This is a genomic window from Rhodothermales bacterium (assembly GCA_013002345.1).
In the GTDB taxonomy this organism is placed as follows: Bacteria; Bacteroidota; Rhodothermia; order Rhodothermales; family JABDKH01; genus JABDKH01.
The window spans coordinates 1-11,957 of sequence record JABDKH010000278.1; the positions used below are offsets into that span (position 1 = coordinate 1).

General features: G+C 56.8%; 10 protein-coding genes. 6 read left to right on the top strand and 4 right to left on the bottom strand.

The genetic code is table 11. From position 1 onward, the window contains the following. Positions 1 to 31: 31 nt before the first annotated feature. Positions 32 to 1,000, top strand: coding sequence for a methylmalonyl Co-A mutase-associated GTPase MeaB (gene meaB, locus HKN37_13340; GenBank protein NNE47632.1), 969 nt, complete (start codon positions 32 to 34; stop codon positions 998 to 1,000). Between the two features lie 8 nt (positions 1,001 to 1,008). Here the strand turns inward: meaB and HKN37_13345 are convergent, their stop codons facing one another. The 3 genes from HKN37_13345 to HKN37_13355 form a co-directional block, all read right to left on the bottom strand. Next, entirely contained in the window at positions 1,009 to 2,481 is a 1,473-nt protein-coding gene (locus tag HKN37_13345; GenBank protein ID NNE47633.1) for a glutamate--tRNA ligase, read from the bottom strand. Between the two features lie 145 nt (positions 2,482 to 2,626). Further along, positions 2,627 to 3,142: a hypothetical protein gene (locus HKN37_13350; GenBank protein NNE47634.1), complete on the bottom strand. Its 516-nt coding sequence runs from the start codon at positions 3,140 to 3,142 to the stop codon at positions 2,627 to 2,629. Next, positions 3,139 to 3,723, bottom strand: a complete 585-nt coding sequence (locus tag HKN37_13355) for an RNA polymerase sigma factor (protein NNE47635.1) — start codon at positions 3,721 to 3,723, stop codon at positions 3,139 to 3,141. Before HKN37_13355 ends, HKN37_13350 begins: the two co-directional genes overlap by 4 nt. A gap of 280 nt (positions 3,724 to 4,003) precedes the next feature. On the opposite strand from HKN37_13355, the gene HKN37_13360 reads away from it, so the two are divergent. The 5 genes from HKN37_13360 to HKN37_13380 all read left to right on the top strand — a co-directional run bounded on the left by HKN37_13360 (position 4,004) and on the right by HKN37_13380 (position 10,143). After that, entirely contained in the window at positions 4,004 to 5,926 is a 1,923-nt protein-coding gene (locus tag HKN37_13360; protein NNE47636.1) for a hypothetical protein, read from the top strand. Between the two features lie 37 nt (positions 5,927 to 5,963). Beyond that, a complete protein-coding gene (locus HKN37_13365; protein NNE47637.1) occupies positions 5,964 to 6,875 on the top strand; it encodes a peptidylprolyl isomerase in 912 nt (303 codons plus the stop codon). A 54-nt stretch (positions 6,876 to 6,929) separates the two neighbouring features. After that, positions 6,930 to 8,318, top strand: coding sequence for a peptidylprolyl isomerase (locus tag HKN37_13370; GenBank protein ID NNE47638.1), 1,389 nt, complete (start codon positions 6,930 to 6,932; stop codon positions 8,316 to 8,318). A 3-nt stretch (positions 8,319 to 8,321) separates the two neighbouring features. Further along, positions 8,322 to 9,350, top strand: a complete 1,029-nt coding sequence (locus tag HKN37_13375; protein ID NNE47639.1) for a MoxR family ATPase — start codon at positions 8,322 to 8,324, stop codon at positions 9,348 to 9,350. Positions 9,351 to 9,516: 166 nt separating this feature from the next. Then, positions 9,517 to 10,143, top strand: a complete 627-nt coding sequence (locus HKN37_13380; protein NNE47640.1) for a CAP domain-containing protein — start codon at positions 9,517 to 9,519, stop codon at positions 10,141 to 10,143. Between the two features lie 16 nt (positions 10,144 to 10,159). Here HKN37_13380 and HKN37_13385 read toward each other — a convergent pair whose 3' ends face one another. After that, the gene (locus HKN37_13385; protein NNE47641.1) at positions 10,160 to 11,914 is read right to left on the bottom strand and encodes a M23 family metallopeptidase; all 1,755 of its coding nucleotides are present in this window, start codon (positions 11,912 to 11,914) and stop codon (positions 10,160 to 10,162) included. Positions 11,915 to 11,957: the final 43 nt, after the last annotated feature.

The window sequence follows — 11,957 nt, forward strand, 5'->3', positions numbered from 1 at the left end:
AAACGCTGACCACGACTCGGCTGCCGAGCAGATTGTGCAGGACATTCGGTCGGGCGACCGTAGCGCTCTCGCCCGCGCCATTACACTGGTAGAGAGCAAGGCGGAGCGTCACCGGCTTCTGGCCGAAAAGGTTCTCGATCAATGTGCGCGAACTGGACGCGAGTCAGTCCGCGTTGGTTTCTCGGGGGTGCCCGGGGCCGGCAAAAGTACGCTGATCGAAAAACTTGGAATGCGACTAATTGGAGATGGCCACCGAGTCGCCGTTCTTGCCGTGGACCCGTCGAGCACGCGTAGTGGCGGCAGTATCCTCGGCGACAAGACGAGGATGGAGGACTTGTCCCGCGAAACGAATGCGTTTATTCGGCCGTCGCCGTCTCAAGGGTCTCTCGGTGGTGTCGCCACACGCACCCGCGAAGCGATCTCATTGTGCGAAGCGGCAGGATATGACATCGTTTTGATTGAGACCGTCGGAGTGGGTCAGTCCGAGGCGGAGGTCGCGCATCTGGCGGACTTTGTGTTTCTGCTCGCGGTAACAGGCGCCGGCGACGAATTGCAGGGTATCAAGAGAGGCGTCATTGAATATGCGGATGCGGTTCTGGTTACCAAGGCTGATGGTGATAATGAGTCTGCCGCGAGAATTGCAGTTCAGACCTATGAAGCGGCTCTTCAGCTGTTTCGCGATCGTGACTCGGGGTGGAGTCCGCGCATCCTGGCTGTATCTGCCCTGGAAGATCGCGGGTTGAATACCCTCTGGTCTATTGTCTCCGACTACAGAGCCGCCACAAAGACAAGTGGGTACTGGGACGAGAATCGATCAAATCAGTCGGTGTACTGGCTCCACGCAAGTCTGATAACCGAAATTCAGGAATCCATTTCAGCCAGTGCCGAGATTCGCGAAGGACTTGCCAGGCTGGAGGATCGTGTGCGGAATGGCCTGATATCACCCAGATCAGCGGCAGCAGCGATTCTGAAGTCGTTCCTTAAACTCGACCATTCGTGAGAGGTCTCTTACGCCAATCGAGTAACCGCGCTACGTAATCGTCGGACGCAAGTAGACCGGCCGAGCAGTTCCATCAGTTCGAACAGACCAGGGCCGAACGTCACTCCCGACACGGCAAGACGACATGGATGGATGATTCGGCCGGCGCCAACCTGGCGTTCTTCAGCGAGATCGCGAAGGACGGTCTCAGCCGTTTCTGCATCCAGGTTGCTCGCCTCGTCAAGTCGAGCCGCATAAGCTGTCAGCAGTGGACCAGAGTCGTCCTTCCACCTCTTGGCAATTCCCTTCTCGTCATACCGATCCGGGTCTTCGAAGAAATACCTCGCCGCCGCCACATCGGCGGCAAATGAGATGCGATCGCGCATCAAATCGAGCACCGCTGAAAGGTAGTCGTCAGCAACATCAAGACCTGCCGTATCGAGATGAGTCCGCACCCTGCTGCTCAACACCTCAGCGTCCAGGCGCCGAAGATGTTGCTCGTTGAACCAGCGAAGTTTGTCTATGCTGAATTGCACTCCGCTCGACCCCACTCGTTCAAGCGTGAATACTCCGGCGAGCTCATCGAGATCAAATATCTCCTGATCTGTTCCGGGATTCCAACCAAGAAACGCGATGTAGTTCAGCAAAGCCTCGGGTTCATATCCCTCCGCCTGGTAGTCGCTGACAAAGACCGGAATTCCCTGGGATTCGGCATTCCTCTTCGAGAGTTTGCCGCCTGTCGGGCTGAGGATTAGGGGAAGATGGGCCATCGCAGGAACGTCCCAACCGAGAAATCGATACAGCAACACGTGCTTCGGAGTGGACGAGAGCCACTCCTCTCCGCGAATCACGTGTGTGATACCCATCAGATGATCATCAACGACATTGGCCAGATGATACGTTGGCATCCCATCCGACTTGACGAGAATCTGGTCATCGACCTCGTTGCTGTTAAACGAGACCTCGCCTCGCACAATGTCCGAGAACGTGACCACTTCATCCTCGGGAACCCTGAGCCTGATCACATGCGGAACGCCCTCGGCGACCAATCTTTCAACATCGCCGACTGCAAGCGACAGAGAGTTCTTCATCGACCCGCGTGTTGATGCAGAATATCTGGGTGGCGCCTGACCGTCGGATGTTTTCGTCGAGCGAAGCGTGTCCAACTCCTCCGGTGTGTCGAACGCCAGGTATGCGTGTCCTTGATCGAGAAGGGTTTGTGCAGCATCCGAATAATGTCGGGTGCGTTCTGACTGACGGTACGGTCCTCGATCACCGCCGGCCACCGGGCTCTCATCAAAATGCAGGCCTGCCCATGCCAGGGATGTGATAATATCCTGTTCCGCGTCTGCGACGAAGCGGCTGCGGTCCGTGTCTTCGATCCGGAGAATGGCGCTCCCTCCCTGACCCTGTGCCAGGAGGACGTTGTACAGTGCGGTTCGCAATCCCCCAATGTGAAGGTAGCCCGTGGGGCTGGGTGCAAATCGGACTCTTGTGCTCATCGGTATCGCCAGTGACGTGCGGGTACTTCGGGTAATGCTAAAGTGAAGCGGGAGGCGCAAAATAAGCAGCCCGCCATCCTATTCCGGATGTGACTGCGACTTTGATGTTGAGATGCAATGAATAGCCGTGCGGGCGCGAGAACGCCTAACGGTCCGCTTCGATTGTCAGTCCCGGGTAGAAAACATACACCTCGGATCGCAGGGGGGGTATCGGATCAATGAAACGTACGTGCTCCTGCTCTACGAACACGTGTCCGGATGCGGACGCGAACTGCTTTGTAAGGTACGCGGCCGATACAAGCACCGCTCCTGCGACTACCAGGACCGAACGAATCGTGACGGTAGTGCGCGCCGACCATATCGACTGGTTCGTATGGAGCTGAGCCGTCCTTCGACCCGCGCGGCGCCGCTTGTCCACTCGAGCCAGAAGCGCATCATCCGCCCACGGTGGCACCGAGATATACTCCTCGCCGTGGATTCGTCGTAACGAAAGAACACTGTTGAGGCAGTCGCGACACGAAGAGCATGTTGAGAGATGTCGAAACAGATCGGCCTCGCGCGAAGCGGGAAGCTCGCCGTCGAGATACAGATCGACATCCGATTCCGAACAAGGGGAATCGTCGATCGATGGAGCCTCGTTATGTTGGTGTCCGTCACTCATTTCGTGTCGGATTCATTCTCGGCAGGCTTCTCCGCGGCACGGGCTGCCATCATCGCCATCGCGGGTTTCATTTCGTTCGCCAGTTTTCGACGTGCTTTGAACAGGCGGGACTTGACCGCACTGATTGTACTTCGCGTTATGGCTCCGATTTCTTCGTACGACAGATTCTGAAACTCCCGCAGAACAATGACTTCTCGATACGACGGACTGAGGGCTGCGAGGTATCGATTGACGAATTCGATTCGTTCACTTTTTTCCAGTTCTCCGATGGGTGACTGGTCGCTTCGCAACTCGCATGCCTCGTCGAGCGGTACCTCCCGTTTGAGTTTTCGAATTCGGTTGAGGCACTGGTTTCGGGCGATTGTATAGAGCCACGATTTGAACGCGCCGGTGTTCATTAGCCGGTCGCGATTCTCGTAGACTCGAACGAAGGTGTCCTGTACCGCATCCAGGGCAAGATCCCGGCTCATCAGCATCTTCAGGCAGAACGAATAGATACCGGTCTTGTAGTGATTGTAAATAGACACGAAGGCGAGGTCATCGCCCGATTTGAATGCCTCTATGGTGTCACGATGCATCATTCGCCGGGTGGTCTGAGGATATGTGGACACTTCCTCACCGTCAAAGTTGCCTTAAAATTCCCGCAAATTTGGAACACCCCCGTAATCGGAGCGTGGACGAGGCGATCCAATCCGCGGCATGCGGAACCCCTTACATTCACACACTCAGGATTTCGACGCTGATATGTCTGTACGAAGGATGCGATACTTTTCCATTGCTGGACTCGCCACCATACTTTTTTTCGGGTCTGGCTGTAGCGGTTCTCAGGTTGGTACTGATCGGATTTCCGACCCTGCCGTCGTGGCGGTTATTGACGGTACTCCTCTGTCGATAGCCGAATTCGAACGCCATTACACGAAGACCGTCGGTACGCGCGTTGACGCGGCCGACGACTCGCTGGCAGCTTACCAGGATTTTCTTGAACGATGGGTGGACTTCCGGTTGAAGGTTCGCTCGGCACGGGAGGCTGGTCTGGACAAAGATTCTGCGCTGGTCGCTGAGCTCGGCGGCTATCGACAACAGTTTGCGCGCCCGTTCCTGCTTGACAAGGAGGTGGTCGATCCCCTGATTCGAGCGATGTATGACAAACAGCAGCAGATGGTAGACGCGAGTCACATCCTTCTGCGACTTGATCAGACTGCATCGCCTCAGGACACACTGAAGGTTTACAACCGGATGTCTGCAATCCGGGACTCGATCGTCGCCGGTGCGGATTTCGGGGAAACGGCGGTACGTAACTCCGAGGATCCGTCGGCGTCGAACGCAGCTGGCGGAGCCGGCTATCGGGGTCGACTTGGCCACATCCGAGGTGGACGACTCGTACCCGAATTCGAGGACGTCGCGTTTTCCATACCGATCGGGCAGCTGTCGCACATCTTCCGAACGCAGTTCGGATACCACATCCTCGTTGTACACGGTCGGGCACCTGCGATCAACGACATTCGAATCGCTCATATCATGGTGACGCCCGGGTCGCCGTCCGACTCGGCGGCTGCGTGGGCGGAGGTCACGATGCTCCGAGACAGTCTGTCAGCAGGTGCAGACTTTGCGGCCCTGGCGAAAGCGTATTCCGATGATGCCGGTAGTGCGCAGAACGGTGGAGACCTGGGATTTGTGACGATTGACGGCAGACTTCTGCCGGCCATAAAGGATGCGGCTTTTGCTCTCGCCAGCATCGGTGACGTGTCGGAGCCCGTGTTGACGCCTTATGGGATTCACCTCGTCAAGCTGCTGGAACGTCGCGAGCCACCCACTCTAGATGATTCCTACGAGGACATCCGGCGCCGACTGTCCAGAACCGGAGCGATGGATCAGGAAGAGGAGAAATACGCGCGCAGCGTATTGTCAGATGTAGGGCACTCGGTGGACACGACGGCCGTCATGACCATCTTCGGGTCCATGTCCGCCGACTCTGCCGCCAGCGCAATTGCACGGGGAGCGCTTGTTGAGACGGGCGGCACGCTTCCGGTCGTTAGCATCGCTGATGATTCTTACTCCGCCTCCGATCTCGCAGGTTGGGCGATGACGGCGTCAGTTGCACCGTCCGACAACGCCGGCGACTATGGTCTCGGCATCGCAGACGCATTCCTTGTTCAGAAGGCGATCGATTACAAGGTCTCGATGCTCGAATCGGAGAATGACGAATTCCGGCAGACCATGGCTGACTTTGCGGACGGGCTACTCTTGTTCAGAGTGATGGAGGATGCAGTGTGGAGCCGGGCTACCGCCGATTCGACGGAACTCATGCGGCGTTACAATCTGAATCCAGAACGCTTTCGCCACCCTGATCGAACTCGATTGCTTGGATTCTATTCGCGCGAGCGGTCATTGGCGGACTCTGTGGTCACGTTGCTGAAGGCTTCGAAGAACGTGAGCCAGATCGCGGACAGCTTTGCGGACACGGCAGGCACTCGTGTGCGTCTGGATACCACGTTCGTCGCCGGACCGACAAACTCTGTATTCGACCGCGCGACTGAGCTTGAGAAGGGAGAATACACGACACCGCTCTCGTACAATCGGGGATTCATCGTGATCATGAACGACGGCGTCGAGCCTGCTCGTACGAAGACGTTTGAGGAAGCCCGTACGGAGATTGTGAACGAGTATCAGTCTGAACTTGAGACCACCCTGGTTTCCGATCTCAGATCCCGTTATCGCGTTCGCACGTTTCCTGCCCGACTCGTACGAGCGTTTGAAGCCGATCGACTGCCGGTCGGCTCGTGAAGACGGTGAAACGCTCCTCGCCTGGATTGAGAACTCTATGAACGGAACGCAACCCCTTCTGACGGGCGGACTCCGATGGTGGCTTGCGGTGGTAGCTGTACTGTATCTATCGGTACTGCAGGGCTGCGTGGAGGAGTCGGTCTCCACCGATTTTGTTGCGCGCGTTGGTGCCGAAATGTTGCTCGAGGAGGACCTCTCCGAAATGCTCGCTTCGATCCCGATCGGGCGCGACTCAATGGCGATTCGTAAGCAGCTTGTGGATAAGTGGGTGGTCAACGCACTCCTCGAACAGGAAGCACGACGCATCGATCTCTCCAGCGATCCTGAAGTGCGCCGACTTCTCGATGAGAATGAGCACTCGGTTCTCGTAAGTGCCTACGTGAATCGACTGTACGAGGAAAACGAGATCGAGCCGACCAGTGAGGAAGCCGCCCGGTTCTATGAGGTGAACAAGGAGCGCCTTAGACTACGCGAGCCGTTTGTCCGGATTCGCTATCTGGCAAGTACGGACCGGGACAGCGTGTTGGCTGCCCGACGAGCTCTTCAGCTTGCGATGAGGGGCCCCTATGCTGATTCCCTCTGGCTTGGGATTGTGAGTCGATATGCCGCGGATCCGGCCGGTTCGATGGCGCTGTCGGAAAATCATTTCGCACAAAGTCGACTGCTGGTGACGTTTCCGGCAGTTCAAGAAGTGATGCTACGCCTCGGAGAACGTGAGATGTCGCGAGTGATTCGTGACGCAGATCAATATCATCTCGTACAGATCATCGACCGGGTTACAGAGGGCTCTATTCCGGAGATGCGTTGGGTTGAGGACGAGATCAGGCGTCAGCTTATCCTGCAGGGTCGGAAACAGACCTTTGCCAGAACGGTTCAGAATCTGCGCAATATGGCTACGGCACGGAATGATCTCGAGGTTCGAATCCGAGATGACGACGAGGCCCAATAGTCTGAGCAATATTCCCGTGCTATGGCGCGTTTGCGACGGAGACCCACCACCACTATGTCAATACTCCCACTTCCTTACATGAACAGACATTCGGCGCCTCTGTGGATTCAGTTACTTATTCTCGTGGTCGTCGCCGCGGCGCCTCCGGTCCATGGTCAGGACCGACCGGTGATGGACGAGATCGTCGCAGTAGTGGACGGTGACATCTTGCTACGATCAGACGTCAACGGTCTCGTATTCAACGCTGTCCAGCAGGGCTCGGTGCAATATTCCACGGAGCTCTGGTTCGACGCGCTCAATCAGTTGATTGACCAGAAGGTGCTGGCAGCGCATGCCAAGCGCGACACTAATTTCACGGTGACTGATGAACAGATTGACCAAGTGCTTGACCAGCGGATTGCATCAATGTCATCTCAGGTTGGAGGTCGTGAACGACTGGAGGAGGTCTATGGGAAGACGGTGATCCAGATTCGAGCCGAGCTGCGCGGTGAGTTCCGAGATCAGCTCCTCGCAGATCAGTTCCAGCGATCTCATCTTCAGCGAATACGGACAACACCGACGGAGGTGAAAGCGTGGTTCTCGAAGATCCCGACGGATTCTCTACCTACCCTTCCTGAGGCCGTGCAGGTTTCGCATATAGTCAGGTATCCGAAGGTCACCGACAAGGCACGGGAAGACGCAAGGCAGATACTCGAAATCATTCGTGACTCGATCGTAGTTGGTGGAGCGAGTTTCGAAGAAATGGCGACGCTCTTCTCGGATGACCCCGGATCTTCATCGAAGGGTGGTCTTTACCAGGGATCAAAAATATCCGACTTCGTGCCCGAGTTTGGATCGGTCGCATCGCGAATTGCGCCAGGCACCGTATCGCAGATCTTCGAGACCGAGTTTGGTCTGCATATTCTGCGCGTGAATGAGCGTCGCGGAGACGTGGTAGATCTAAACCAGATACTCATCCAGTTCGACGCACGCAAGTTTGATCCGGCGGACGCTATCAAGTTTCTGACGACGCTCAAAGATTCGATTGAGACGCACAATCTGTCGTTCGCCCGCATCGCAAAGGAGAACTCTGAGGATAAGTTGTCCGCAAACCGTGGCGGACGCGTCCTCGACCCGAGAACGTACGAGAAGAATCTGTACATAGAATCGCTGGGGCCGAAGTGGCAAAGTGCGGTGGCGCCTCTCGAACCGGGTCAGATAAGCGATCCGACCGAGGTTGAGCTGCTGGATGGACGACGCGCGTACCATATTGTGAACCTGCACGCTCGCACTCCGGCACACCGGGTCAACATCGAGACAGACTACGACATGGTGAAAGAACTGGCCCTACGGGACAAGCAGGCCCTGGAGATGCGTGCGTGGCTCGATGAGCTGCGCAAATCAGTCTATGTTCGATTCAGAGTGCCGATCCCCGACGACATCCCGATCGCTACGAGCAGCTGACATATGCCCGAGTCTACGACCGATTTCCAGTCCGACTTTGATATTCAGGCTCTGACTTCGCAGTTCGCAACTTTGAAGTCGGAGATTGGCAAGGTGATCGTCGGGCAGGATGAAGTGATACGGCAGGTATTCATTTGCCTGTTATGCAGAGGCCACGCGCTGCTGGTGGGCGTACCGGGGCTGGCAAAGACGCTTCTGATCAAGACGCTCGCGGAGGCGATCGAGCTCAGTTTCAACCGGATCCAGTTCACGCCGGATCTGATGCCGAGCGACATCACCGGAACAGAAATCCTGGAGGAGGATGTGCAGACTGGTCGCCGGGTTTTCAAATTCGTTCGTGGACCGATCTTCGCCAATGTGATTCTCGCGGATGAAATTAACCGCACTCCGCCGAAGACGCAGGCCGCACTTCTCGAGGCGATGCAGGAAAGGCACGTGACGGCGTCGGGTCAGACCTACAAGCTGAGTCCCCCGTTTTTCGTACTCGCGACACAGAATCCGATCGAGCACGAGGGCACCTATCCCCTTCCCGAGGCACAGCTTGACCGTTTCATGTTCAATCTGTGGCTTGACTACCCCTCATTTGCAGAAGAGGTGTTGATAGTCAAGAGTACAACGACTGCCGATGTCGCCGAGGTGCGACCAGTAATGAAGGCGGAAGCGCTGTTGTCATTTCAGAAGCTGGTTCGACAGCTACCCGCGACCGACAATGTCATCGAGTATGCGGTGTCGCTGGTGAACATGACGCGCCCAGGCCTTCCCGGGAGTCCCGACTTCATTTCCGAGTACCTCAGCTACGGTGCGGGTCCCAGAGCGTCACAATATCTGATTCTAGGCGCGAAGGCGCGTGCAGCTCTTGACGGTCGACTCGCGCCGACGATTTCGGACGTCAATGAGGTTGCGATACCCGTCCTGCGTCACCGCATCGTGTCGAATTTCAATGCCGACGCCGAGGGCGTTGGTCCTGTCGACATTGTGGAGCGGCTCCTGGTGCATCAGAAGGAACAGTGGGCTGCGGCGTCCGGGGAGTAGTTCTGTACCGCATCCGGTTGAAAGGGCGCTACCGCGCGGTACGACGGGTCATTGGGTAGCCGGATTCCCGCGCCAGGCGGGGTTCCCGTTTTTCCCCTTGATCCCATCGCGGGAATTGCCGATTTCTACAGAAAGTGACTCGCGATACGAACCGGCAACAAACCAGATGGGTCTGTCCTCACGGCTCCGCTCCGCATGTACCCTCGTGATTCTATTCCTCACGTGCAGTACGGCATTTGCACAACGGACGGTGTTCGTGCCTGCCGAAACGAAGATTGAAGCACGAGTCGATACACCCACTCCGCCGGTCGACCTTTCGAAGATCGCCACGTTCATACACGAGATGGTGAATCGGGAGCGGCAGCGTCATCGCCTGGCGGTTCTGGAACGTGATTCAGCACTCGATCAAATCGGACTGGCTCATTCGACAGACATGGGCACGCGTGGATACTTCGCTCACATTGACCTTACGGGCCGCAATGCCACGCAGCGCGGTCACAGGGCCGAATATGTTTGTGTTGTGGATGCCCAGTACCCCAGGCCGGCATCCCTGGGCGAGAATCTGTTCGCGGGGTTCCGCTATTCGGAGTACTCCCTCACTTATTACCCGGGAGAAATCGTTGCCGACTTCGCGTGGAAGACCGAAGAAGAGTTCGCGCGTGAGGTTGTCACTGGCTGGATGGAAAGTCCGCCCCACAGAGCGAATCTTCTTCATCCCGCATACCAACTGCATGGCCTCGGCATCTATCTCTCGCCGAGCCTGGAGCTGTTCGTGACACAGAACCTTTGCTGACCGGTGCGCCCCGCGCCTAGCGAATGAAGGGAACCGCAAGCGAGGTCTTGTTTCCCTTTCTGTCCACAACGTCAACCCGCAAGATGTGGCGTCCGGTCGCGAGAGTCGGATCAAGGTCGTACGTGAGCATATTTCGCTTTGCGTCATACGTGAAAAGCGACCAGCGCCCGTCAATGTAGCCGTCGTAATCCGCGATCCCCGAAAGCTCATCCTTGATCCGGAATCGGAATCTGGTTCGCCTTCCGATCTTGTCCTCCGGATCCAGATCGAGTGATGCTACCGACGGGGCCGTGGTGTCAACAGTAACAAAGAACCGACCGAACGACCTCGGTCGGGTTGTAACGAATCCATTCGAGTACTTCCCTCCCGCGGCAGAGACATCGCCATCGTCGTCGATGGTTGCAATCAAGGCTTTGGACCGGAGATTTTCAGGAAGACCGTCGGGCCGAATCGACAATGAGTAGCGGAGATGGACGGGCGTTAGCCTATCGTGGAACGCGTGTACTCGCGAGAAACCTCCTGCCACCGTAGAATCGGCTGTGTAGGAAATGCGGGTATTCTCGTAAAGCGCATTCGCCGGTAATTCTGCACGAAACCCGTCATGCTCCATGACGAATGGCGCGTCATATCTGGCAAGCGTGGCCATCTGCCGGAGCACAGGCACATTCCCATCATCAGGTAGATCCGACCCGTTAACGGCCAGGCGAAGCTGCGACTTGTTACCCGCGGCATCTTCTACGATGTACGTCGCATCGATTGCGCGGCCGGGTGTTACGTTTACGATCCCGTCATCCGTAAGCTGGTAGATGGGAAGTCGGTTGCCAGGCAACCTGTAGCTCCGCTGAATCCATCTTCGGTTCTGCCGTCGCTCCGCGTAATCCACATGCGCATGGATGTACCGGGTGTCTGCGAACGAAATCCGTTCCATTTCCGACAGGAAATGCGTCTCGCCATCGATCATCAGTTGGATGCGGTAGGCACCGAGCCTGCTGCGCGAGCCGTCGTGATAATCATGCGTCTGAATGCCGAATCCAATTTGACCCCACGCCCGAATCGTCGGCGAGTCCTCGATACTGTATGTATCCCCGGTGGCTTTCACGTTGAGGGTAAGTGGGTCGGTGGCGCGCCGACCGCTCTGATCCGACGTCGAAACCACGCCGCTCGTCTCTCCGATGGGATAGATCCTGACTCGGAAGATGCGGGGCGTTCGCGAATCCGCAACAGTGAACCCAAAGAGTAATGGATTGACGGGCACCTGGTCGCTTGAAGTTCTGACTTCAAAATGCAGGTGAGGGCCAGTGGACGAACCAGAGTTGCCCGAGAGAGCAATGACCTGACCCTTCTTGACGGGAAACCGGTCCGCTTTGAGATACTGATCCAACTGAAAGCTCTGCCGCTTGTACTGTGTCGATCGCACAAACGACGCGATGGGGCCCTTGAAGCGACTCAGATGTGCGTAGACGGTTGTATAGCCATTCGGATGCGCGACATAAATGGCGTTGCCGTAGCCGTATGGGGATACTTTAACCCTCTCGACATAGCCGTCGGCGGCAGCGTAGATTCGGTAGCCCTCAGAATCCCGGGTCTTGATGTCCAGGCCTCCGTGGAAGTGCCCGTCACGCATCTCCGCGTAGTTTCCGGACAGCACAAGGGGAATGCCCAACGGGGACCGAAAATAGTCCGTCGGGTAGCCACTCCTTTCGATCGGGGTTCTCAGCGGGAGGATCGGAAGGAGCAATATGGGAAGCAGGAAAGCGGTTGTCGCGCGCACGAATCAGGTGGGATAGACGGCGGTGTACGGGGAACAACTACAG

Excerpts from the sequence above, each read along its gene's own strand:
- HKN37_13345 (NNE47633.1), bottom strand. The coding sequence starts at position 2,481 with ATGAGCACAAGAGTCCGATTTGCACCCAGCCCCACGGGCTACCTTCAC.
- HKN37_13350 (NNE47634.1), bottom strand. The coding sequence starts at position 3,142 with ATGAGTGACGGACACCAACATAACGAGGCTCCATCGATCGACGATTCC.
- HKN37_13355 (NNE47635.1), bottom strand. The coding sequence starts at position 3,723 with ATGATGCATCGTGACACCATAGAGGCATTCAAATCGGGCGATGACCTC.
- HKN37_13365 (NNE47637.1), top strand. The coding sequence starts at position 5,964 with ATGAACGGAACGCAACCCCTTCTGACGGGCGGACTCCGATGGTGGCTT.
- HKN37_13370 (NNE47638.1), top strand. The coding sequence starts at position 6,930 with ATGTCAATACTCCCACTTCCTTACATGAACAGACATTCGGCGCCTCTG.
- HKN37_13375 (NNE47639.1), top strand. The coding sequence starts at position 8,322 with ATGCCCGAGTCTACGACCGATTTCCAGTCCGACTTTGATATTCAGGCT.
- HKN37_13380 (NNE47640.1), top strand. The coding sequence starts at position 9,517 with ATGGGTCTGTCCTCACGGCTCCGCTCCGCATGTACCCTCGTGATTCTA.